The sequence below is a fragment of the Tritonibacter sp. AK171 genome (assembly GCF_030127025.1).
Lineage (GTDB): Bacteria > Pseudomonadota > Alphaproteobacteria > Rhodobacterales > Rhodobacteraceae > Epibacterium > Epibacterium mobile.
Genome location: NZ_CP126134.1, coordinates 1 through 21,855, shown reverse-complemented (window position 1 = coordinate 21,855; position 21,855 = coordinate 1). Strand labels below are relative to the sequence as shown.

General features: G+C 56.9%; 19 protein-coding genes. 5 read left to right on the top strand and 14 right to left on the bottom strand.

Annotation, left to right across the window (positions count from 1 at the left end; all coding sequences use genetic code 11):
* The 7 genes from QNI81_RS00095 to cysQ all read right to left on the bottom strand — a co-directional run bounded on the left by QNI81_RS00095 (position 1) and on the right by cysQ (position 7,625).
* Positions 1 to 1,701 (bottom strand): DUF5927 domain-containing protein, encoded by a 1,701-nt coding sequence (locus QNI81_RS00095; RefSeq protein WP_283966988.1) that lies wholly within the window; start codon positions 1,699 to 1,701, stop codon positions 1 to 3.
* Positions 1,698 to 2,684, bottom strand: coding sequence for a glycosyltransferase family 2 protein (locus QNI81_RS00090; protein ID WP_168576556.1), 987 nt, complete (start codon positions 2,682 to 2,684; stop codon positions 1,698 to 1,700). The genes QNI81_RS00095 and QNI81_RS00090 overlap by 4 nt, the downstream gene beginning before the upstream one ends.
* A 138-nt stretch (positions 2,685 to 2,822) precedes the next feature.
* On the bottom strand, positions 2,823 to 3,941 hold the full coding sequence (locus QNI81_RS00085; RefSeq protein ID WP_283966987.1) for a glycosyltransferase family 2 protein: 1,119 nt from the start codon (positions 3,939 to 3,941) through the stop codon (positions 2,823 to 2,825).
* Positions 3,901 to 4,884, bottom strand: a complete 984-nt coding sequence (galE, locus tag QNI81_RS00080) for a UDP-glucose 4-epimerase GalE (RefSeq protein WP_283966986.1) — start codon at positions 4,882 to 4,884, stop codon at positions 3,901 to 3,903. The genes QNI81_RS00085 and galE overlap by 41 nt, the downstream gene beginning before the upstream one ends.
* A gap of 98 nt (positions 4,885 to 4,982) precedes the next feature.
* Entirely contained in the window at positions 4,983 to 5,876 is an 894-nt protein-coding gene (gene galU / locus QNI81_RS00075) for a UTP--glucose-1-phosphate uridylyltransferase GalU (RefSeq protein ID WP_283966985.1), read from the bottom strand.
* Between the two features lie 150 nt (positions 5,877 to 6,026).
* The gene (locus tag QNI81_RS00070; protein WP_065325476.1) at positions 6,027 to 6,827 is read right to left on the bottom strand and encodes a 3-deoxy-manno-octulosonate cytidylyltransferase; all 801 of its coding nucleotides are present in this window, start codon (positions 6,825 to 6,827) and stop codon (positions 6,027 to 6,029) included.
* The gene (cysQ, locus tag QNI81_RS00065) at positions 6,828 to 7,625 is read right to left on the bottom strand and encodes a 3'(2'),5'-bisphosphate nucleotidase CysQ (RefSeq protein ID WP_283966984.1); all 798 of its coding nucleotides are present in this window, start codon (positions 7,623 to 7,625) and stop codon (positions 6,828 to 6,830) included. It lies immediately after the preceding gene.
* A gap of 121 nt (positions 7,626 to 7,746) precedes the next feature.
* Between cysQ and QNI81_RS00060 the strand changes: the two genes are divergently transcribed.
* Positions 7,747 to 8,568, top strand: coding sequence for an ABC transporter permease (locus QNI81_RS00060; protein ID WP_065325478.1), 822 nt, complete (start codon positions 7,747 to 7,749; stop codon positions 8,566 to 8,568).
* 17 nt (positions 8,569 to 8,585) lie between these two features.
* Here the strand turns inward: QNI81_RS00060 and QNI81_RS00055 are convergent, their stop codons facing one another.
* The gene (locus tag QNI81_RS00055; RefSeq protein ID WP_283966983.1) at positions 8,586 to 9,188 is read right to left on the bottom strand and encodes an alpha-ketoglutarate-dependent dioxygenase AlkB family protein; all 603 of its coding nucleotides are present in this window, start codon (positions 9,186 to 9,188) and stop codon (positions 8,586 to 8,588) included.
* Positions 9,189 to 9,395: 207 nt separating this feature from the next.
* On the opposite strand from QNI81_RS00055, the gene dnaK reads away from it, so the two are divergent.
* From dnaK to radC, 3 genes are all read left to right on the top strand, one after another.
* A complete protein-coding gene (gene dnaK, locus QNI81_RS00050) occupies positions 9,396 to 11,321 on the top strand; it encodes a molecular chaperone DnaK (RefSeq protein WP_009177440.1) in 1,926 nt (641 codons plus the stop codon).
* Between the two features lie 76 nt (positions 11,322 to 11,397).
* Positions 11,398 to 12,552 carry a molecular chaperone DnaJ gene (gene dnaJ, locus QNI81_RS00045; RefSeq protein ID WP_283966982.1) on the top strand — a complete coding sequence of 385 codons (1,155 nt, stop codon included), beginning with the start codon at positions 11,398 to 11,400 and terminating at the stop codon, positions 12,550 to 12,552.
* Between the two features lie 141 nt (positions 12,553 to 12,693).
* Positions 12,694 to 13,470: a RadC family protein gene (radC, locus tag QNI81_RS00040; protein WP_283966981.1), complete on the top strand. Its 777-nt coding sequence runs from the start codon at positions 12,694 to 12,696 to the stop codon at positions 13,468 to 13,470.
* On the opposite strand, the gene gyrB is transcribed toward radC, so the two are convergent.
* Positions 13,467 to 15,884: a DNA topoisomerase (ATP-hydrolyzing) subunit B gene (gene gyrB, locus QNI81_RS00035; RefSeq protein ID WP_283966980.1), complete on the bottom strand. Its 2,418-nt coding sequence runs from the start codon at positions 15,882 to 15,884 to the stop codon at positions 13,467 to 13,469. The genes radC and gyrB overlap by 4 nt on opposite strands.
* 85 nt (positions 15,885 to 15,969) lie before the next feature.
* Entirely contained in the window at positions 15,970 to 16,563 is a 594-nt protein-coding gene (locus QNI81_RS00030) for an NAD(P)H-dependent oxidoreductase (RefSeq protein WP_283966979.1), read from the bottom strand.
* A 114-nt stretch (positions 16,564 to 16,677) separates the two neighbouring features.
* Here QNI81_RS00030 and QNI81_RS00025 point away from each other — a divergent pair, with 114 nt between their 5' ends.
* Positions 16,678 to 17,265, top strand: a complete 588-nt coding sequence (locus tag QNI81_RS00025; RefSeq protein ID WP_283966978.1) for a TetR/AcrR family transcriptional regulator — start codon at positions 16,678 to 16,680, stop codon at positions 17,263 to 17,265.
* Here QNI81_RS00025 and QNI81_RS00020 read toward each other — a convergent pair.
* The 4 genes from QNI81_RS00020 to dnaA all read right to left on the bottom strand — a co-directional run bounded on the left by QNI81_RS00020 (position 17,258) and on the right by dnaA (position 21,855).
* Positions 17,258 to 17,878 carry a LysE family translocator gene (locus QNI81_RS00020; protein WP_283966977.1) on the bottom strand — a complete coding sequence of 207 codons (621 nt, stop codon included), beginning with the start codon at positions 17,876 to 17,878 and terminating at the stop codon, positions 17,258 to 17,260. The genes QNI81_RS00025 and QNI81_RS00020 overlap by 8 nt on opposite strands.
* Positions 17,875 to 18,972, bottom strand: coding sequence for a DNA replication/repair protein RecF (gene recF, locus QNI81_RS00015; protein WP_283966976.1), 1,098 nt, complete (start codon positions 18,970 to 18,972; stop codon positions 17,875 to 17,877). The genes QNI81_RS00020 and recF overlap by 4 nt, the downstream gene beginning before the upstream one ends.
* 66 nt (positions 18,973 to 19,038) lie before the next feature.
* The gene (gene dnaN, locus QNI81_RS00010; protein ID WP_005608833.1) at positions 19,039 to 20,160 is read right to left on the bottom strand and encodes a DNA polymerase III subunit beta; all 1,122 of its coding nucleotides are present in this window, start codon (positions 20,158 to 20,160) and stop codon (positions 19,039 to 19,041) included.
* Positions 20,161 to 20,442: 282 nt separating this feature from the next.
* The gene (dnaA, locus tag QNI81_RS00005) at positions 20,443 to 21,855 is read right to left on the bottom strand and encodes a chromosomal replication initiator protein DnaA (RefSeq protein ID WP_065321455.1); all 1,413 of its coding nucleotides are present in this window, start codon (positions 21,853 to 21,855) and stop codon (positions 20,443 to 20,445) included.

Sequence of the window (21,855 nt, the reverse complement as noted above, 5' to 3'; positions counted from 1 at the left end):
CTACTTCACTACATAGGTTTTGCGCATCGGGCGCGCAGGGCGCGCCGGTGCGGGTGTGGTGGGGAAATCGCCCATCAGATAGGGATGCATTCCCTGATTTTTCAGGTTTTGCAGAAACTGGCCAAAGCCGGTCAGATCCACCATGCGCGGAGCCTCTGCGATATGGCTGCGCGAGATTGGACCGATTTCATCAATAATGGTTTGCAGGTTCTCCATCGGGGCCTCAATGAACTCCGCCATACTCCAGACCCGAATACGCGCGTTGGTCCAGCGTCCGCGCAGGATTTTCAGATGCTCCGCTTCAATTCGCTGCAACTTGGCCGCCTCACGACGTAGATCGGCAAAGCTGCGATTGGTCTTGAACAACGACACAGACCACGCCCCGGAAATGACCGAGATCTGCGCATTGCTGTCCTGCGCAATAAACCAGTTGGCCGCCTGAGTGTCGCGTGGGCCGAACTGAAAACACTGACGCTCGCCCCTAGTGTTCCAGATCAAATTGGTGAGAAAGCTCTGTGGATTGCGGTCGCGGTGCAATGCACTGTCACTGAGACAGCCGTTGAACAATTTCTGTCCGCCGGAAAACTCTGCCCGCTCTGGGGCAAAGAGATGGCCATGCACCCGCGCCCCCGTGGCGCGTGCTAGCCAGCTTTCGAAGTCTTCAAACAGCTCTGAGAAGCCTTGAAACATCGAATAGGCCCCGCAGGTCTGTTGATTTTCAACTCCTTTTGCGGGGTAGCGGCTCTGCATATAGAGCCCCTTACGCCCCCGTGTGCGCCGCTCTACCGCCTTAGCAAAGATCCGGTCGATCTTGCCCGGATTTGGTTCGGTGCGGTTGATGTCGGCGGCTGTGGGCGACAGGAACGCCTGATAAAGTCGCTCCGCATGGGGCCATATCTTACGCGCGACAAAGCAGTCCGAGCGACGCAACAATTGCAGATGGTCGTCGTAAAAAACATGCGGTTTGCCCTGATAGTCAAATTTCGACAGCGTCAGGGAACGGCTCTCGATATTGTCGGAATGCAGGCGTGCGAGGGTCTGATAGTAGCTCTCGTCCGGTATCCAGACGTGGCGAAAATAGGTGTCATATCGCGCCCGGTCCGCATCCGTGAGAATAGCCGTGAGGGTGCGACGGGTTAGGCACCACCATTGGCTTCCCATATGCGGTACCAGCCCGGCCGGGATACGGCGGCGCAGCTTCAGCCTACGTTGCAACCGCACATAGCCGTCAAACAACCTGCGGCGTTTTTTCCACGAAAACGGGAACCGCAAGGTAAAGCGTTCAGTGCTGAGACCGCCCACGATCCACGGGACATCCGCAGTTGTGGCGCTCTCGATAAAATCGATATCAGGCCGTGCTGCCAGATAGGTCTGCAATTCCTGAACCGGGCGCAAAGGCAAGCAAGAACCGGATGCCAAGTAGACATGATCCACATCAGCAAACTCTGAAAGCAATAACTCAGACGCACATTGAGAGGCTTCGACGATCCCCCATGTGCCCCATTCGCAGCGATGACGGCGCGAAAACCGCACCAGTGGATCGTTCTTCAGGCGCGCGCAAAACGCCTGAAACACCTTTCGGTCTACCTGTCGGTCTACATGCAATACCACGGGGCAGCCTGAGGCCGTCCAATGCCGCACAACCTGTTCCGCGCGGTCCAAAGCCGTGTGCACCAGCATGATGACGCCGACGTTACTCATGCCCAGTTCCCTTTGGACATCAGGCCGAGGATCTCCAACTGGCGCCAGTTGATGTATTTTTCGCTCCACTTGCACCACAGCTCAGGCGCGGCGTCGGCTGTTTTGGCATAGGCCGTATATTCAATGGAGCCCGCGTAATGCTGTCGGCGTTTGAGTTCCTCTTCGGCCTTGGCGGTGAAAGTGTTGAGGAATTTCGTGTGCATCAGGATGCCGCTGGCTTTTTCGCCGCCATCGGTTTCATAAACCTGATTGAGACCACGCGGCAAAAGCATATGGGTTGAGCTGACATAGGCGTAGCGACGATCCCATTTGACCAGTGGGATTTTATTCAGCGCAGGTGCTAGCTTAGGCCGGTCAGCAAAAAACACCCGCGCACGCGGGCCACCCTGTATCCACAGGTTACCGTAACGCGCATTTCGCGTAATCGTGTAATTTCCACTGTCGAACCAATGGGCAATGTCCAGCGGATCCTGCCCCGACTGGTAAGGCACCTCGTCAATGCGCCCCTTGGGATAGACATCCAGAAGCATCGCCGAAAAGCTGCGAATTTGCGAACTGTCCAGCCAATCTGTGAGCGCGCGCACCGGGCGCGTATCACAAAACGGATAGACGAACAGCTCATCTGCGTCGACGACAAGGCACCAGTGGTCATGGCCGTATTTGCGCAACAACGCATTGACCCAATCGACGCCAAAAGTGGCCCGCTTATAGCTGCCGCGCGCATTCCAGACAGAGACGTCTCCCATGCCCGACAAATAGCCCTGCGCACCATCGCTTGAGCCATTGTCGATAAAAAGGAAGTGATTGACCCCAAGGCTGCGATAATACTGCAGAAAGTAAGGCAGTCGGATCTGCTCGTTGCGAAAGGTGCAGACCAGCAAAATATCACCAGGACGGATGCGACCTGTGTTGTTTTGCACGCAACGTAGATTTCGAGATTTCCTTAACGCACGCAGAAGCCGGCGCTTGCGCCTGATCCGCATACGGTAAGAGTCCCAAAGCCCCAATTCAGTGTCCCCGCTCTCCGGGATCTGCCCCAAGACCCCGATACAGGCGCCGGTCGCCTCAACCCGCGCAAGTTCGCATTAATATGTCATGTCCACGATTAGGAAACAATGCGTTTAGAATTGGTTACGCCGCGAAGGTAGGCTTGTGACATCTTCGTCAAAACCCCGACAAAGCCCAAGCTCCGCCAGCTGCTCCGGAGTCCGGTATTGCTGCGCCTCGGGGTGCCAGAGGTCGGGTTGCGCTTCAATCTGTCTGTAGTAACCGTCAAACATCGACGGTGTGTGGAAATGTTCAGCGCGGTTGCGTTCAACTGCCGCCTTGCCGACCACTTCGGGTAGAAACTTCGTATGGAGCAATACGCCTGAGGGCAGCTGCCCTTTTACACCATCATAGAGCGCGTTTAACGCACGCGGCAAAAGCGCGTGGGTCGAATTGGTATAGGCATAGCGCCAGTGCCAGCGGATCAAGGGGATCTTGTTCAGCGTTGGACTGCGTTCGGGCGTATTGCTAAAAAACGCGCGCTCACGTGCGCCACCCTGAAGCCAGAGGTTGCCCTGCGGTGCCTGCCGCACCGCGCGATAGGGGGCTTCGTCAAACCACCGAAGAACCTCTGCCGGATCCTGTCCGGCGCGGTAGTCCTGCGCCCCCAATGGCCCTTTCGGGTAGAGGTCAAGCATCAACGCGCCAAACCCCGTCTGCCCAATCTGCTCGAGCCGGTCGGTCAACATAGGGAGCGGCATCTGGTCCATCTCTGGGTAGACCAGCAGCTCATCCACATCCACGGTGAGACACCAATGGCGATGACCGAAATGCATCAAGAGCCAGCCGGACCAATCCAGACCAAAACGGCTGTCACGATAGCTGCCATCCGCCTGCCACAGAGATAGGTCCCCACGCTTTGCTTCGCGTTGCAACAGCGCGAGGCTGCCATCGTCGCTGGCATTATCCACCACAAGAAAATGCGCCGCGCCAAGTCTGCGGTAGTGGTCCAGAAAGTAAGGCAAGCGCAGGGACTCATTGCGCAGAACCACTACGACGAGGATATCATTTTGCGCAATATGGGCCGTGTTGTCCGCTATGGCGCGCAGATCTCGACGTGCCCGAAAGGCACGCCACAGATACCGCCGCCGCTTCATGCGCAGCCGATAGGCTGACATAAGCGAGATCGGAGGCAGCTGCGGCGCAGTCACATTAACGCTCGTAATGGCCGCTTTGATGCCAGCGCCACGCATCGGCAATCATCTGATCCAGGGTGGAGCGTTTTGGCTCCCAGCCCAGTTCATGACCTGCGCGGACAGACCCGGACACCAGTTTGGTGCAATCACCGGCGCGGCGCTCTCCAATCACATGGGGCACTTCGGTGTTGGTAACGGCCCGAGAATGCGACAGCACTTCCTTTACGGAAAATCCGCTTCCGGTGCCTAGATTGAAAACACGGCTGCCTTTGCCTTCCTCAAGCCATTTAAGGCCAAGGATATGAGCATCGACCAAATCACAAACATGGACATAATCACGAATGCAGGTGCCGTCCGGCGTGTCATAGTCGGTGCCAAATACGGTGAGCGCCGCGCGCTCGCCCTTTATGGCTTGGATCATCAGTGGCACCAAATGCGTTTCAGGCTGATGGAATTCCCCAACCTCGGCCTCCGGATCTGCACCCGCCACGTTGAAATAACGAAAGATCACACTGCGCAGCCCATGGGCGGCCTCGAAATCCCGCAGGATATCCTCAACCGCGCGTTTTGACGCCCCATAGGCATTCAGCGGCTGTTGCGGCGTGTTTTCATCCAACACTACATTGTCATGTTCGCCGTAAGTGGCGCAGGTAGAGGAGAAGACGAAATCTAGACATCCGGCAGCAACTGCGGCCTCGATCAAACACAAGGAGCCACCAACATTATTGGCCCAATAGCGCCCCGGCTCTGTCATCGCCTCGCCCACTTGGCTGAGGGCGGCAAAATGCATGACCGCAACGGGTTGATAGCGGGCGAACACCTCGTCAAGGCGGGTTCGATCCGTCAAATCTCCCTGCTCAAAGGGGCCGAATTTGACCGCATCCTGCCAGCCAGTCACCAAATTGTCGTATGTGACAGGCGTATAGCCTGCCTGTTTGAGTGCCTTACACGCATGGGAGCCGATGTAGCCCGCTCCTCCCGTCACCAATACATAGGTCACTCTCGCCTGCCTCCTAGATGAAATCTGTATCAATAATGCTTAGAAAAAAGCCGCCCCGCAAAAGGGGGCGGGCCTAAATTCGGGGAGTGGAGCGCCACTTATTCCGCAGCGCTGCGTGAAGGTACGACCGTGGAGATATACTCCATCAGGTCATCACGCAGTTCTGCGCGCTCCAGTGCAAAGGCAACCGTCGCCTGCAGGAACCCGGATTTCGAACCGCAGTCAAAACGGCGCCCATTAAAGCGATAGCCATAGACCGGAACGTCGCGCGCAATATCCTCGGCGATTGCATCGGTCAGCTGAATTTCACCACCGGCACCCTGTTTGCGTTTGTTGAGGTTATTCAGCACCGAAGGTGACAGGATGTAACGCCCAATCACCGCAAGATTTGAGGGCGCGTCTACACTCTTGGGCTTTTCGACCATCCCGTTCACCGAAACCACAGCGTCGTTGCTGTCTTTGACGTCCAGAATACCGTACGATGAGGTTTTCTCCGGCGCGACTTCCATCGCCGCAACCATGTTACCGCCAGTTTCCTCGTAAGCCTCAACCATCTGCTGCAAACAGGGTTTTTCTGCAGCGATCACATCGTCTGGCAGCATTACAGCGAAAGGCTCATCTCCGATCAGGCGACGGGCACACCATACCGCGTGCCCCAAACCAAGCGCTTTGTGTTGGCGGATATAGGCGATCGCACCAGAATCCATGTTGGTAGATTTAAGAACTTCGAGCAGCTCATCCTTGCCCTTCTTGCGAAGTTCCTGCTCCAGAACAGGTGCGTGGTCAAAATAGTCTTCGAGAGCGCCTTTGCCGCGCGAGGTGACAAAGATAAATTCCTTGATGCCAGCAGCACGCGCCTCATCGATTGCGTATTGCACCAGCGGGCGGTCAACGAGAGTCATAATCTCCTTTGGCACCGATTTTGTTGCTGGAAGGAAGCGCGTGCCGAGGCCCGCCACGGGGAAAATAGCTTTTGTTACTTTTCTAGGCATTCAAACTCTCAATTTTTATCGAAGTTGACCCGGACCGACAGACGTCACCCCTTCAACCACAGTTTCATGACGACTGTAGGGCGAACCCCAAACTGCGTCATAAGTTTCAGGCCAGCACCGGTTATTTAAACCAGTTTTGCGCAAATTCGCCTATTCCAGCCCCATCTTTAGCATCATTGATTCAATTTTTGGCATGTCTTGTGGGTTGTTGAGTTCCCAGAACTCGCGCCCCCGTGCCTCAACAACCACACACAGGATCTTGCGCCCGTTCTCAAGAAAGCGCAGCTGTTCTAGCCCCTCAAGTGTTTCCAGCGGCCCCACCGGCCAATCCGGATAAGCTGCAAGCGCATCCGGGCGGTAGGCATAAACGCCGACATGATGAAACACAGGGGTGTCGTCCGCATCCTCATAAGCACCTGACTGGTAAGGGATTACCTCCTTAGAGAAGTAAAGCGCGCTGTGATCTGCGGCAAAAACCGCAGTGGTGCCGCCAACCCGCCCCTCTCGGCGATCCTGCAACAAACTGTTGAGCGTCGCGCCATCACATCGCAATACAGGTGTGGCGAGCCCCATATCAGGTGCAGCTTTCAACCCGTTTACCAAGTCCTCGATGAACCATGGCGGCGTCAGCGGCGCGTCACCCTGCAGGTTCACGACCACCTCAAAGTTTCCGCCCAATGCCGCATGCGCTTCTGCACAGCGTTCGGTCCCATTGGCGCACTCGGTGGAGGTCATAACCACCTCCGCCCCGAACCCTTCAGCGGCCTCCTTAATGCGGTCGTCGTCCGTCGCGACCACCACGCGGTCCACGCCGTCAACATCACAGGCCGCGCGCCAAGAGCGTTCAATCAAGGTGCGCGTTTTGCCGGTTGCGCCAGTGAGTTCCGCGAGCGGTTTCCCCGGGTAACGGGTGGACGCATAGCGCGCCGGGATCACAATCAGGACAGACATTTATGCCTCTTTCAACTCGACGGCGGGCGCATGAGCGATGAAGAACGGGTTTGCGAAACCTTCTTTGCCGTAACGCAGCGGGCTGTGGTCATCAAAACGCACCACCGTCCCACCGGCCCCATTCAAAACGGCGTGCCCGGCTGCGGTGTCCCACTCCATCGTGCGACCAACCCGTGGGTAGAGATCCGCCTCACCGGTAGCTACCAGGCAAAACTTGAGAGACGAGCCAGCACTGCGGGTGTCTTTGACGTTGTAATTGTTGATGTAGTCGTCCGTCGCCTGATCACGATGCGATTTCGACGCGACGACCAGCAATGCGTTGTTGTCACTGTCGGCGACGCGAAGGGCGACGGTCTCACCAGCACCATCTTTTGCGAAGGGGCCTTTTTCCTCGACAGAAGAGCCATCTGCGAGCGTGTAGAACATCCGTTCGCGCGCGGGCGCATAGACCACGCCACGGGTCGGCACACCTGCTTCGACGTAAGCGATATTGACGGTAAAATCACCGCGCCGATTGATGAACTCCTTGGTGCCATCCAGCGGGTCGACGATCAGGAAAGTGTCGCCCTTGGCACTGTGAGACTCTGCCTGTTCCTCAGTCACCAGTAACACACCCGGAAATGCCGCCCGCAAGCCTGCGGAGATCAAGGCATCGGCGGCCTCATCGGCGGCAGTCACCGGGCTGTCGTCGGACTTCTGTTTTACCTCGAAGTCATCCGCATTGTAGATCTCCATGATCTTGTCCCCGGCCTCCAGCGCCAGACGCCGCATCACCACCACCAGATCGTCATAATTCACTCGAAGACCTCCCGAAGACCCACATGTTGCCACAAAGATTTGCGCTTCTTATGCTTACTTCGCAATGGATCAGCAAGAAATCCATGCGAGAATAAGCCACATACTGCTGAATCCTGAGGCCATGTTTCGTTATCGTACCGATAAATCGTCGCTTTCACGCGCCATCACGCTGAGTGAAGTTGTCTTTCACTCGGTGGTGAGGAGTGTCCGGTCGAAACATAACAACGCATTCATGGCCCTCGGCACAAATATCGTCCAGTCGGTGATGTTTGTGATGTTCTTCTACTTCATGTTCACTGTGATGGGCATCAAAGGCGCTGCGATCCGCGGCGACTTCCTCCTTTACATGATGTCTGGCGTATTCCTGTTCATGACCCATACCAAAACAGTGGGTGCGGTCGTGGGGGCAGAAGGGGCATCAAGCCCGATGATGCAGCACGCCCCGATGAACACCACGATCGCCATCCTGTCAGCTGCGCTTGGGGCGCTGTATCTACAGGTGTTGTCGATGCTGATCATTCTGTTTGCCTACCACGTGGCCTTTACCCCGATCCATATCGAGGAGCCCATTCCGGCGTTTGGAATGATGCTCCTGTCATGGGCCTCTGGCGCGGCAATCGGGCTGGTTCTTTATGTATTGAAACCCTGGCTGCCGGGAGCAATTGGGATCATCTCCACGATCTATCAGCGCTCTAACATGTTGTTTTCAGGAAAAATGGTTTTGGCAAACACGCTCCCCGGATACATGTTGCCAATGTTCATCTGGAATCCGCTGTTTCACACGATCGATCAGGCGCGTGGCTATATTTTTATAAACTACAACCCTCACGTCACATGGTGGGAATATACCGTGTGGCTCACACTTATCTTCCTTGTGCTGGGGCTTATGGGCGAGTTTTACACACGCCGTTCGGTGTCGCTCAGTTGGGGTGCAAAGCGCTGATATACGCGCCTTGCCGCTCAGGTCACGACTCTCAATGTGAGATTCACGCGACCACCTTTCGGCAATAGTCGGGAGGAGCGAAACCGAATGCGATCCACCCCATGATAGGCCAGACGCGCATCCCCTCCCATTACCACAACGTCGCCAGAGTTGAGCCAGATCGATTCCGTCTTCTCTTTGCGTGACGTGCCCCCAACACGCAGCAAGCCGTCATCACCCAAAGATATCGACACCACCGGATAGGAAAAATCCGCCTCGTCTTTGTCCTGATGCAGGCCCATGCGAGCGCCCTCGCCATAATAGTTGAACAGACAGCAATCCGGCATTCGATCCCGGTCAATGAGCGCAGTCCAGATTTTCAGGACTTCGGCCGGAATCTCCGGCCATACCTGCCCCGAAGGGTGGCGGTCTGCGTACCGATACCCGCTTTTATCACTGAACCATCCAAAGGCACCAGCAGAGGTCATGCGAACCGACATCTGACCGCCCCCGGGGACTTCTGGCGAAAACAAAGGCGCTGCACGCAGCACCGGGCGCAACGCTTGAATCAACTCCCGCTGCGCTTCGGCGGCGAGAAAACCCTTGTGAATTTCGAATCCGCGCACCTTGAGCCGTGCCATTTACCCAATCTTCACTCTGTTTGTCGCAAAACCGCCCATAATTGCCTATGACTGGGCAATCGCGCGGTTGCAGGGGTGATTTTCGCTCCCTATATACGCCGGGAAGCGGTCGGGTGCAGACCCTATCGCAACTGAATCGGGGCCGGAATGCCAAAACGGGTTTCGGCTTCGGGTAATCGCCTTGTGAAGTAAAAGGGATCGAACACAATGAGCAAAGTGATCGGGATTGACCTCGGTACCACCAACTCCTGCGTCGCCATCATGGACGGCTCTCAGCCCCGCGTGATTGAGAACGCAGAAGGTGCACGCACCACCCCCTCCATCGTCGCCTTCACCGATGAAGAGCGCCTTGTTGGCCAGCCTGCAAAACGTCAGGCCGTGACCAACCCGGACAACACCATTTTTGGTGTGAAGCGCCTCATCGGTCGCCGGTTCGACGACAGCGACCTCGCCAAAGACAAAAAGAACCTGCCGTTCAACGTGATTGACGGCGGTAATGGCGACGCTTGGGTAGAAGCCAAATCCGAGAAGTACTCCCCCTCCCAGATTTCCGCTTTCATCCTCGGTAAGATGAAAGAAACCGCTGAGAGCTATCTTGGTGAAGAAGTGACGCAAGCGGTCATCACCGTTCCAGCGTACTTCAACGACGCCCAGCGTCAGGCCACCAAAGACGCCGGCAAGATTGCCGGTCTCGAAGTGCTGCGCATCATCAACGAGCCGACCGCGGCTGCGCTTGCCTATGGCCTCGACAAAGCCGAAACTCAGACCATCGCAGTCTATGACCTTGGTGGCGGTACCTTTGACGTTACCATCCTCGAGATCGACGACGGCCTGTTTGAAGTGAAATCCACCAACGGTGACACGTTCCTCGGCGGTGAAGACTTCGACATGCGCATCGTGAACTACCTCGCGGATGAGTTCAAAAAAGAGCACGGCGTTGATCTGACCAAAGACAAGATGGCGCTGCAGCGCCTGAAAGAGGCGGCCGAAAAAGCCAAGATCGAGCTGTCCTCCTCCAGCCAGACCGAGATCAACCAGCCGTTCATCTCGATGGATTCCTCGACCGGCCAGCCGCTTCACATGGTGATGAAGCTGACCCGCGCGAAGCTGGAGACCCTCGTTGGCGACCTGATCAAGAACTCCATGAAGCCTTGCGCCGCCGCGCTGAAGGATGCTGGCCTGTCCGCGTCCGACATCGACGAGGTTGTTCTGGTCGGTGGTATGACCCGCATGCCGAAAGTCATCGAAGAGGTGACCAAATTCTTCGGCAAGGAACCCCACAAGGGTGTGAACCCTGACGAAGTGGTTGCCATGGGTGCCGCCATTCAGGCCGGTGTTCTGCAAGGCGACGTGAAGGATGTTGTTCTTCTCGACGTGACCCCGCTGTCCCTGGGCATCGAGACCCTCGGCGGTGTCTTCACCCGTCTGATCGACCGCAACACCACCATCCCGACAAAAAAGTCGCAGGTCTTCTCCACTGCCGAAGACAACCAGAATGCTGTGACCATTCGCGTGTTCCAGGGTGAGCGCGAGATGGCGGCCGACAATAAGATGCTCGGTCAGTTCAATCTCGAAGACATCCCGCCCGCACCGCGTGGCATGCCACAGATCGAGGTGACCTTCGACATCGACGCCAATGGTATCGTCTCGGTCTCTGCCAAGGACAAAGGCACTGGTAAAGAGCAGAACATCACCATTCAGGCATCTGGCGGTCTCTCTGACGAGGACATCGAAAAGATGGTCAAGGACGCCGAGGACAATGCCGAGGCGGACAAGGAACGTCGTGAGCTCATTGAAGCACGCAACCAGGCCGAAAGCCTGATCCACTCGACCGAGAAATCCATCGAGGATCACGGCGACAAGGTTGACCCCTCCACGATTGAGGCGATCGAACTGGCCATTGCCGCGCTCAAGGACGACCTCGAGGGCGATAAAGCCAATGCCGAGAAAATCAAATCCGGCATCCAGAACGTCACCGAGGCTGCTATGCGTCTTGGCGAGGCGATCTATAAGGCTCAGGCCGAAGACGGCGACTCTGACGAGCCGACCGCCGCTGACGAAGGTTCCTCTGCAGGGTCCGACGACGACATCGTCGATGCCGAGTTTGAGGATCTGGACGACAACAAGCGCTAAGGCTGCACCTTGGCCAAAGATGGGCCGGTCCGACCCCGGACCGGCCCTCTTTCGTTGAGGCAGAAGGGATATTCCGATGTCAAAACGTGACTATTACGAGGTGCTCGGTGTCTCTAAGGGGGCAAGCGCCGACGAAATCAAGAAAGGCTTTCGCAAGAAAGCCAAGGAACTGCATCCGGACCGCAACGCGGACAATCCAGACGCAGAAGCACAGTTCAAAGAAGCCAATGAAGCCTATGACGTTCTAAAAGATCCAGAGCGCAAGGCCGCCTATGATCGCTATGGCCATGCCGCATTTGAAAACGGCATGGGTGGTGGCGGCGGTCGCGCAGGTGGGCATCCCGGAGGAGATTTCTCCTCTGCCTTCTCCGATGTCTTCGATGATCTCTTTGGCGACTTCATGGGTGGTGGCGGTGGCCGCGGCAGCGCACGGCAACGGGCAACCCGCGGGGCAGATCTGCGCTACAACCTGCGCCTCTCCCTGGAAGAGGCGTTTGCCGGGCTGCACAAGACCATTAACGTGCCGACTTCGGTCAGCTGTACGTCCTGTGACGGCACCGGTGCGGAGGGCGGCGCAGAGCCGACGACATGCCCGACCTGTTCGGGGATGGGTAAAGTGCGCGCACAGCAGGGCTTTTTCACGGTTGAACGCACCTGTCCGACCTGCTCCGGCCTCGGTCAGATGATCAAAAACCCCTGCAAGACCTGCCACGGTCATGGCCGGGTTGAAAAGGATCGCTCGCTTTCCGTGAACATCCCGGCAGGTGTGGAAACCGGCACGCGCATCCGCCTTGCCGGTGAAGGTGAAGCAGGCCTGCGCGGTGGCCCTCCGGGCGACCTTTATATCTTTATTGAGGTCGCGCGCCACGAGCTGTTTGAGCGTGAAGGCAACAATCTCCACTGCCGCGTGCCGGTTTCCATGGCCAAAGCAGCGCTGGGCGGTGCCATAGAGGTTCCCACCATCGACGGGGGCCGAGGCCGTGTACAGATCCCCGAAGGCAGCCAGTCTGGACGCCAGATGCGTTTGCGAGGCAAGGGCATGCCCGCGCTACGGGGCGGAGGAACCGGTGACATGTTCATCGAGCTTGCGGTGGAAACCCCGGTCAACTTGACCCCTCGCCAGAAGGAGATCCTGAAGGAGTTTGACGAGATTTCAGAGGAAAACACCAACCCTGAAACCCGCAGCTTCTTCTCCTCGGTCAAAAGCTTCTGGGACGGCATGAAGGGCTGATCTCGGCCCAACAACCGACGGGCCTCCGGGCCCGTCTCAACCAGCAAAACGCCCTTCGGGGCGTTTTTCTTTTTGCTAGCCTCACGATCCGGGCCCCGCATATTAACGCCTCGATAACCAAAATGGCCACACGATGGCAGTATGGGAAAATCGGGCCGCTTTGAGGAACAGATGCTGCCCCTCTTTGGGGAGCGGGTTGGGGATAGTGATGAAGCCCCTGCCCTTCCAGTGCCACAGGGTCGCCTGCCATCCTACATCAAGGATCATCGCGCCCGCCTGCGCGCCCGCTTCATGAGCGGGGGGGCTGCCGCATTGCCTGACTATGAACTCCTTGAATTGATCCTGTTTCGCTCCATCCCACGCAGAGATGTTAAACCCTTGGCGCATCAGTTGCTGACACAGTTTGGCGACTTTAATCGCGTGCTATCCGCTTCGCCAGAACGGTTATCAGAGGTGCAGGGCATCGGTCAGGCGGTGATCTGCGATCTCAAGATCCTCGAGGCCGCCGCGCAGCGCATGGCACGCGCAAAGGTGATGCAGCGGCAAGTGATAGCAAGCTGGGACGCGCTATTGGACTATTGCCACACTGCTATGGCCCATCGCGAGACCGAGCAGTTCCGAGTGCTCTATCTGGATCGTAAAAACGTCCTGATCGCAGATGAAGAACAAGGACGCGGCACGATCGATCATGTGCCTGTATATCCGCGCGAGGTTGCAAAACGGGCGCTGGAACTCAATTCCAGCGCCCTGATTTTAGTGCACAATCACCCTTCAGGCGACCCCACGCCCTCGCAGGCAGATATTGCGATGACCCGCAAGGTAGAGGCCGCACTGGACGCGCTTGGCATCACTTTACATGACCACTTGATCATCGGGGCCTCGGACGAGTTGTCTTTTCGCTCCGAAGGGCTGCTTTAGAAGTCCAGATTTTCCACGCTCAGTGCGTTTTTCTGAATGAACTCTCGGCGCGGCTCAACCACGTCACCCATCAGTTTGGTGAAGAGATCATCCGCTTCGATCATATCGTCCACGCGCACTTGCAACAGGGTCCGGGCATCCGGGTCCAATGTGGTCTCCCACAGCTGATCCGGGTTCATCTCGCCCAGACCTTTGTAACGCTGCAACGTCAGACCCTTTTCGCCTTCTTCCAGAATGGCCTTCAGCAGATCAAGCGGTCCGTAAATAGCTTGCTGGCGATCCTTGCGGTGTAGCACGGCCGGTGCACCATAGATCTCTTGCAAGGATTTGGTGAAGCTGCCTGTCTTGCGCGCTTCACCAGAGCGCAGCATCGGCCCATCCAGCGTGCGGACCTCTTCCACACCGCGCAAGATACGTGCCAGACGAATGCCGTGATCCTGCGTGATCCGCCCTTGCCAGCCGCGCTCATATTCCAGCGCAATCAGGTCAAGGCGGGTTGCAACTTTATCGGCGACGCCCTGCAGATCGCTGTCCACAGCACCAGGCACAAACGCGCCTGCAATCGCGGCCTGCTCAAGGATATGACGCGGATAATGGGTCGGGAACGCATCCAGAAGACGATTCAGACGGCGCGCCTCATCCACCACGCGGGTCAGGTCTTGACCAGCGATCTCAGATCCATCTCCGAGGCGCAGGATGGCTCCATCAACCCCTTGATTGATAAGGTATTCCTCCATCGCCGCCTGATCCTTCAGGTAGACTTCGGACTTGCCACGGCTCACTTTGTAAAGCGGCGGCTGCGCGATATAGAGATAGCCCCCTTCAATCAGCTCCGGCATCTGGCGGTAGAAGAAGGTGAGGAGGAGTGTCCGGATGTGCGCACCATCGACGTCCGCGTCAGTCATGATGACGATCTTGTGGTAGCGCAGCTTCTCGATGTTGAATTCATCGCGCCCAATACCGGTGCCAAGCGCCATCACAAGGTTGCCAATCTCTTGGCTACCAAGCATCCGGTCAAATCGGGCGCGCTCCACGTTGAGGATCTTACCTTTCAAGGGCAGGATGGCCTGCGTCTGACGGTCGCGTCCGGTTTGCGCAGAGCCACCCGCAGAGTCACCCTCGACGAGGAAGACTTCGGTCTTTGAGGGGTCTTTCTCGGAACAATCCTTGAGCTTACCTGCAAGGAAATTCACGTCCATTGCGGTTTTGCGGCGGGTGAGTTCACGGGCCTTGCGCGCCGCTTCGCGGGCCAGTGCGGCCTCGATGATCTTGCCGACCACCTGTTTGGCAACATTGGGGTTTTCTTCAAACCACTCGGCGAGTTTTTCGCCCATCAGGCTCTCAACCACCGGGCGTACCTCGGAAGAGACAAGCTTATCTTTGGTCTGAGAGGAAAATTTCGGGTCCGGCACTTTTACCGACAGCACACAGGTCAGACCTTCGCGCGCATCATCGCCAGTGAAGGAGACCTTTTCCTTTTTGGCAATCCCAGAGGATTGTGCATAGTTGTTGATGGTGCGGGTCAGTGCACCGCGGAAGCCCGCCACATGGGTACCACCGTCGCGCTGGGGAATGTTATTAGTAAAGGGCAGCACCGTCTCATGGTAGCTGTCATTCCACCACATAGCGATCTCGATGCCGATGTCGTCTTTTTCGCCTTTAATGTAGATCGGCGCGTCCATCACCGGTGTCTTTGAGCGGTCAAGATATTTGACGAACTCATTGACGCCGCCCTCATAGAACAGCTCACTCTCAAGCCGCTCTGCCGGGCGTTCGTCCGTAACAACAATACGCACGCCAGAGTTCAAGAAAGCCAGTTCCCGCAAACGCTTTTCCAGCGTCTCGAAGGAATATTCGAGGTTGGAGAACGTATCGGTCGAGGCAAGGAAGCGCACTTCGGTTCCCGTGCGATCACCGCAGTCCCCCACAACGGTCAAATGCTTCACCGTGTCACCGCGTTCAAAACGCGCCACGTGTTCTTTGCCGTTGCGCCAGATACGTAGTTCCAGCCAATCAGAGAGCGCGTTCACAACCGAAACACCCACCCCGTGCAGACCGCCAGAAACCTTGTAGGAATTGCTGTCAAATTTCCCGCCCGCGTGGAGCTGGGTCATGATGACCTCGGCCGCAGAGACGCCTTCCTCAGCGTGAATGTCGACCGGGATACCGCGTCCGTTATCGCTTACTGAAACGCTGGAATCCGCGTGGATTGTGACCGTTACACGGTCCGCATGTCCCGCCAGCGCCTCGTCGATACCGTTGTCCACAACCTCATAGACCATGTGGTGCAGACCGGAGCCGTCGTCGGTGTCGCCGATGTACATGCCGGGCCGTTTACGCACGGCCTCCAACCCCTTGAGAACTTTGATGGAATCTGCGCCATATTCTGTCGGAGCTTGCTCGTTTTCGGACATTCACGTCATCCTATTCTTGCTTTCGGATTTTATACGCGTTCCGGGGGGGGATGTCACGCGCAACCCCCCTTTTTTCTTGGCAGAATCACGCAGCGGCTCGACCAAGTTCTGCCACTGTTTTCTGCCAGTTTTCCACCTGCCCCGGCTTAGGTTCTGACGCTGGGGCGAAACCGGTGTAGCGCACCGGTTTAATCCCGACAAAACCGAGGATTTGCCGCGATAGGATTTTCTTGATCGCGTTGCCGTAAGAGAGCCGCAGAAACCATGCAGGTGTATCTGACGTCATCAGCACACGCGCGGTTTTTCCTGACAGCATGGGTGCAGGCAAACCCAATGCAGAGGTGTTCCGGGTATCAAAAGCCTGTCCCGGCAAAAGCGCGCGATCAAACAACCCTTTGAGCTTTGCCGGGAACGCACCCCACCACAGCGGCGTGGTGAGGACCAGATGTTCGGCCCACTGCAAATCCGACACAAAGTTCTGCAGATCGACCTCCAGTGGTTTTGTATTTTGATAGCCTCCTTGACCAAAATCCATATCAAACTGCATTTGCGACAGGTCGTGATAGCGCACCTCGTGACCGGCTTTTTCTGCCGCCTGCAGATATTGATCCGCGAGGGATTTATTGAGTGACGTCTGACCGGGGTGGCCATTCAGAATGATGATCTTTCGCGTGGACATGAGAGGCTCCGCATAGCAAAATGTGACTTCGGTCAACTTAAAGACTGAATAAATGACCATGGTCAATTATAATATTGACCGAGGTCATTATTTTTGTGCAGGAGATATGTGCTCATGACCCGTGCGCCACAAAAACGCCGATTGGAAACAAGGGCAAAGCTCTTGTCGGTTGCCGAGGATCTCATCGATGCCAATGGCGTATCTGCCTTGCGGGTTGAGGATGTCGTAGCCCGTGCAGGCGTCGCTAAGGGAACGTTCTTTTCCCATTTCGGCGACAAAGACGGATTACTTGCGGTGATTCTGGGGGCCCAGGTGATGCACCACATAGAGGACATGGACGCCGCACCCGCCCCGAGCACGCCTGCCGAGATTGCACAACGGCTCTCGCCGTTGTTGGATTTCATCTCCCAAGACCGGATGATTTTTGACCTGCTGCTGCGCTATTCCGGCACCACCGGCGCGGAGGTAGACGAGGTCGTTACCCAAGGCTTCCTGCGCCAGATTTCGATGTTCACGGGGTGGATCTCTCAGATGCAGGCCGCTGGCACATTGCGCCGCGATGCCAATCCGGAATTTTTGGCCGAGGGGATACAGGCCTTTTTAAACCATGTGCTGGCCACGGGGTTCTGCATGGAGCATGGCGATTTGCCGCCCCCGGCAGAGGCACTTGTTCCTTATCTGGAACAGTGGCTACTCACGTGAAGGGAATGATACAGGCCACTGCAATCAGCAGATAGCCTGCGCCAAGGTTCATCCGCCTCAACGCCGTGGGCGAGGACAAGAGCACTCGAACCTTGCTCACAAATCCAGCCAAAATCACATTGCCAAGCATTGGAACGACCATAGACACACCGATTATCGCGGCCATGTCGCTTGGCGTTACCGCTGATAAATCAAAAAAGCCCGGCAAGATTCCCATGTAGAAAAGCGCAGCCTTTGGGTTGCCAAGGATCACGATGACGCCCGCCAAAAAACCCGCCCATCCGCCCGGTTTGGTCAAACGATTGTTGCCCGAAATAGGCGTTCCAGCGCTGCGAATGGTGCTGATCCCCATCACCAGAAACATAAGAACGGCAACACCTTTCAAAACCAGCGCAATCTGCTCGGATGCTGCCGAGAGGGAGCTGACCCCGATTACCGCGATGAGCGGCCAGAACATGTCTCCAACTGCGACGCCCAGCGCCAACGGCCAGCCCGCGTGAAATCCGCCTGACATGGAGCGGGCAACAAGCGCGAGCCAAACCGGACCCGGCGTCAGAAACAGGACGAATACCGCGCCTGCATAGATCGCCAGATCCCAAGCCGTTAATGTCATTCTTGAACCACTTCACTCAAACCATTCTGGTCAATGACTTCCAAATGCTGGGCGCGATCCCCGAGCTCCTGAAACAACTCAGGGCCGGTTCCTGTCATCCACGCCTGTGTCCCCAAAGCGTAAATTTCATCATAGAGCGCCGCCCGCCGATTCCCGTCAAGATGCGCCGCGACCTCGTCCAACAGCAGAATTGGCACGGACCCTTCTTCGGCTTGTAGGGCACGCGCGTTGGCAAGGATTAGCGACACCAACAGCGCCTTCTGCTCACCAGTGGAGCAATCCTTGGCAGGTAGTCCCTTGGCAGCATACGCCCCCATCAGGTCACTGCGATGCGGCCCCACCAACGTCCGCCCAACAGCCAGATCCCGCATTCGCCCCGCATCCAGTGCAGCGCGGAGATCATCAGCACTTTCGGGCATCTCACCTTCAGCTTGAATGAGCTGTAGCTCCGCCACCGGAAAAGCGGTTTCCGCTTCCTTTTGCGCGGCAGTCAGCCGCGACACCGCATCTACACGGGTCTGATGAATGCGAAATCCTGCTTCGGCCATCTGCCCTTCCAGCACCCGATACCATGCAGCATCGCGCACATTGTCCTTCAGCAGACGGTTGCGTTCTCGCATCGCTTTTTCATAGGCCAGCGTCGCCTCGGCATGATCGGGGTCAAAGCTGAGCGCGATACGGTCCAGAAACCGCCGCCTCCCCTCTGCCCCTTCGATCCACAACCGATCCATCGCCGGAATGAGCCAGACCACCCGCGCAATGCGCCCCAAAGCAACCTGACTGGCCGCTTTGTTGTCGATCTTCACCTGTCGGGCATTGCCACCTTCTGATGAGGTCTCAACCTCAAAGGTCGGACCGGTGGTTTGCAACAGTCCCTTCAGCTTCCAGCCCAGAGCCTCCGGTTGGCGCGCCATATCCGCAGCGGATGCCCGCCTGATCCCACGTCCAGGCGAAAACAGAGACACTGCCTCAAGGATATTGGTTTTGCCCGCACCATTGTTGCCGTGGATGGCGACGGGGCGCGCATCCAAATGCAAATCCGCCCGCAGATGCGAGCGGAAATGAGACATGAACAGGGAGGTCAGTGCCAGCACGGGCCTTCATCTTTTCCAAAATACCTCCGCCGGAGGCCGGGCCGTCAGGCCCGTTCCAATGATGCGTCAGACGCGCATCGGCATGACCACATAGACCGCGCTCTCGTCGCTGCCTTCGCGCATCAATGTCGGATCGCCAGAGGAGTTGAACATAAACACGGCGTTTTCACGATCCACCTGATTGGCGATCTCAAGGAGGTATTTGGCGTTAAAGCCAATCTCCAGCCGCTCGTCGCTATAAGCTACAGCAAGTTCTTCTTCTGCGGCACCGCTGTCCGGTGCGTTCACCGACAGGACCAAACGATCCTCGTCCAGTTGCAGCTTCACGGCGCGAGAGCGTTCCGAAGACACGGTTGCGACCCGGTCCACTGCCTTTGCGAACTCGCTTGCATCCACTTCAAGACGGCGGGTGTTGCCGACCGGAATAACGCGAGTGTAGTCGGGAAAGGTACCGTCGATCACCTTGGACGTCAGGGTGATGTTCGGCGTCGCAAACCTCACCTTGGTTTCTGACACAGACACAGCGATGTCCATCTCATCATCATCCAGAAGCTTGCGCAGCTCGCCCACGGTTTTGCGTGGAACGATGACGCCGGGCATATCCTCTGCCCCCATCGGCAGGTCCGCATCAATGCGCGCCAGTCGGTGACCATCCGTCGCCACACAGCGCAGGGCCTTACCACCGCTCTCGCCGGTGGCCACATGCATATAGACACCGTTCAGATAGTAGCGGGTCTCCTCAGTGGAGATGGCGAACTTCGATTTATCAAACAGACGTCGCAGCACCGCAGCGTTGGCGGTGAAGTTGGAGTGATACTCCGATGTGGCCATCACCGGGAAATCCTCGCGCGGCAGGGTTGCCAGCGAGAAGTTCGATCGGCCGGCCTCGACGGTCAAGCGACCGGTCGCAGCATCCGCATTGAGCGTCACCAGCGCCCCATCGGGGAGTTTGCGGACAATCTCATGCAAGGTGGTGGCGGCAACTGTAGTGGCACCAGCGCGCTCTACCTGAGCGGGCGCTTTGTCGACCACCTCAATATCAAGGTCGGTGGCGCGGAACATCACATCACTGCCCTCGGCCTCGATGAGGACATTTGCGAGGATCGGAATGGTGTTGCGGCGCTCAACCACCGACTGCGCTTGGGCCACAGCCTTCAGAAGCGTTGCGCGTTCAATGCTGATCTTCATTTCCCTCTATCCTCTTCGGCTGGCAGTCTTTGGAAACATGTGGTTCGAGCGGAACGGCAGATTAACCTTCCTGCCCCTCAACACAAGGTTTTTTATTGATTTCTCCAAGGGAATGAGAGGTGCGTCAAGAGCAGAGCGGAATGCCTGCCCACAAAGTCACAAAACAGTCAAAGATGCATCAGATTTGCCGCTTGCAAAATAAGAACGGCCCCGGTGGGCATCCGGGGCCGTGATCTCTTGGCAGGCGGGGTTGAGGCGCAGCCTGCCGATCTAAGTTTGTGGTTACGCCTCGAGCGAACGACGCAGCATTTCGACGTCTTCGGCGATCTGCCCGTCGATAGTCTTGAGCTCTTCGATGCGGCGTACACCGTGCATCACTGTAGTGTGGTCACGGCCACCAAAGCGACGGCCGATCTCTGGCAGCGAGCGACTGGTCAACTGCTTGCACAGGTACATTGCCACCTGACGCGGCCGTGCATAAGACCGCAGACGCTTGGGACCGATGATGTCGGACATGCGGATATTGTAGTATTCTGAAACCTTACGCTGGATTTCCTCGACGGTGATTTTGCGCTCGGAAGCGCGCAACACATCCGCCAGACAATCCTGGGTCAGGTCCATGTCGATCTCACGACCTACGAGGGAGGCGAAGGCGAACAGACGGGTCAGCGCCCCTTCGAGAACCCGCACATTGGTCGAGATGCGATGCGCGAGCAATTCCAACACACCATCTGCGATTTTCAGATCCGGGTAGTTCTTGCGGTTCTGTTGCACCTTGGTCTGTAGAATTCCCAGACGCAGCTCATAATCGGTCGGGTGCAAATCCACCACGAGACCACATTGCAGGCGCGATTTCACACGATCCTCAAGATCCTTGATCTCGCCAGGTGCGCGATCTGCGGAAATGATGATCTGCTTGTTCTGATCCACCAGCGCATTGAAAGTGTGGAAGAACTCTTCCTGCGTGGAATCCTTGCCAGCGATGAACTGAACGTCATCCACCATCAACACGTCCACGGAACGGAAAAGGTGTTTAAAGTCCATCATCTTGCGCTCACGCAGGGCCTGCACAAAGCGGTACATGAACTGTTCTGCTGACAGATACAGAACGTTCAGTTCCGGGTTGCGCTCTTTCAGTTCCCACGCGATGGCGTGCATCAGGTGCGTTTTACCAAGGCCCACACCGCCATAAAGCACCAGCGGGTTAAAGGTCACAGGACCACCCTCACCGACGCGGCGCGCGGCAGCATGCGCCAGTTCGTTGGGTTTGCCGACAACAAAGCTGTCGAAAGTGAAACGCGGATCCAAAGGCGCCGCCTGCAGTTCTTCCAGCGGCGATTTCACAGAGGCGCTTCCTTCCTGAGTGGTCCCCTGATCCACAATGGTTGTCGGAGCAGGAGTAGGCTCTTCGATAGCTTCGGACACCGTCGGCTGCACCGGACGGGTTGGAGAGTTTGCGGCAACCTTGAAGGCTAGTCGCTGCACAGGTTCCCCCGATTTGTTGAACTCATGCAGAATCAGATCTGCAAAGTTCTGGCTGACGTAGTTGCCCATAAAATTGGTGGGCACGTGGAATGTTGCCACGCCTCCGTCGACCTGATCCAGCTCAAGCGGCTCAATCCATGTTGTAAAGTTGTTCTGCCCGACCGTCTTTAGCAAACGTTTTCTTAGTAGACCCCATGTGTCGTCTGTCAT

Excerpts from the sequence above, each read along its gene's own strand:
- QNI81_RS00090 (WP_168576556.1), bottom strand. The coding sequence starts at position 2,684 with ATGCGGATCAGGCGCAAGCGCCGGCTTCTGCGTGCGTTAAGGAAATCT.
- dnaA (WP_065321455.1), bottom strand. The coding sequence starts at position 21,855 with ATGACAGACGACACATGGGGTCTACTAAGAAAACGTTTGCTAAAGACG.
- dnaN (WP_005608833.1), bottom strand. The coding sequence starts at position 20,160 with ATGAAGATCAGCATTGAACGCGCAACGCTTCTGAAGGCTGTGGCCCAA.
- dnaJ (WP_283966982.1), top strand. The coding sequence starts at position 11,398 with ATGTCAAAACGTGACTATTACGAGGTGCTCGGTGTCTCTAAGGGGGCA.
- QNI81_RS00020 (WP_283966977.1), bottom strand. The coding sequence starts at position 17,878 with ATGACATTAACGGCTTGGGATCTGGCGATCTATGCAGGCGCGGTATTC.
- QNI81_RS00030 (WP_283966979.1), bottom strand. The coding sequence starts at position 16,563 with ATGTCCACGCGAAAGATCATCATTCTGAATGGCCACCCCGGTCAGACG.
- QNI81_RS00060 (WP_065325478.1), top strand. The coding sequence starts at position 7,747 with ATGTTTCGTTATCGTACCGATAAATCGTCGCTTTCACGCGCCATCACG.
- QNI81_RS00070 (WP_065325476.1), bottom strand. The coding sequence starts at position 6,827 with ATGTCTGTCCTGATTGTGATCCCGGCGCGCTATGCGTCCACCCGTTAC.
- QNI81_RS00025 (WP_283966978.1), top strand. The coding sequence starts at position 16,678 with ATGACCCGTGCGCCACAAAAACGCCGATTGGAAACAAGGGCAAAGCTC.
- radC (WP_283966981.1), top strand. The coding sequence starts at position 12,694 with ATGGGAAAATCGGGCCGCTTTGAGGAACAGATGCTGCCCCTCTTTGGG.
- gyrB (WP_283966980.1), bottom strand. The coding sequence starts at position 15,884 with ATGTCCGAAAACGAGCAAGCTCCGACAGAATATGGCGCAGATTCCATC.
- QNI81_RS00085 (WP_283966987.1), bottom strand. The coding sequence starts at position 3,941 with ATGCGTGGCGCTGGCATCAAAGCGGCCATTACGAGCGTTAATGTGACT.
- QNI81_RS00055 (WP_283966983.1), bottom strand. The coding sequence starts at position 9,188 with ATGGCACGGCTCAAGGTGCGCGGATTCGAAATTCACAAGGGTTTTCTC.
- dnaK (WP_009177440.1), top strand. The coding sequence starts at position 9,396 with ATGAGCAAAGTGATCGGGATTGACCTCGGTACCACCAACTCCTGCGTC.
- QNI81_RS00095 (WP_283966988.1), bottom strand. The coding sequence starts at position 1,701 with ATGAGTAACGTCGGCGTCATCATGCTGGTGCACACGGCTTTGGACCGC.
- galU (WP_283966985.1), bottom strand. The coding sequence starts at position 5,876 with ATGCCTAGAAAAGTAACAAAAGCTATTTTCCCCGTGGCGGGCCTCGGC.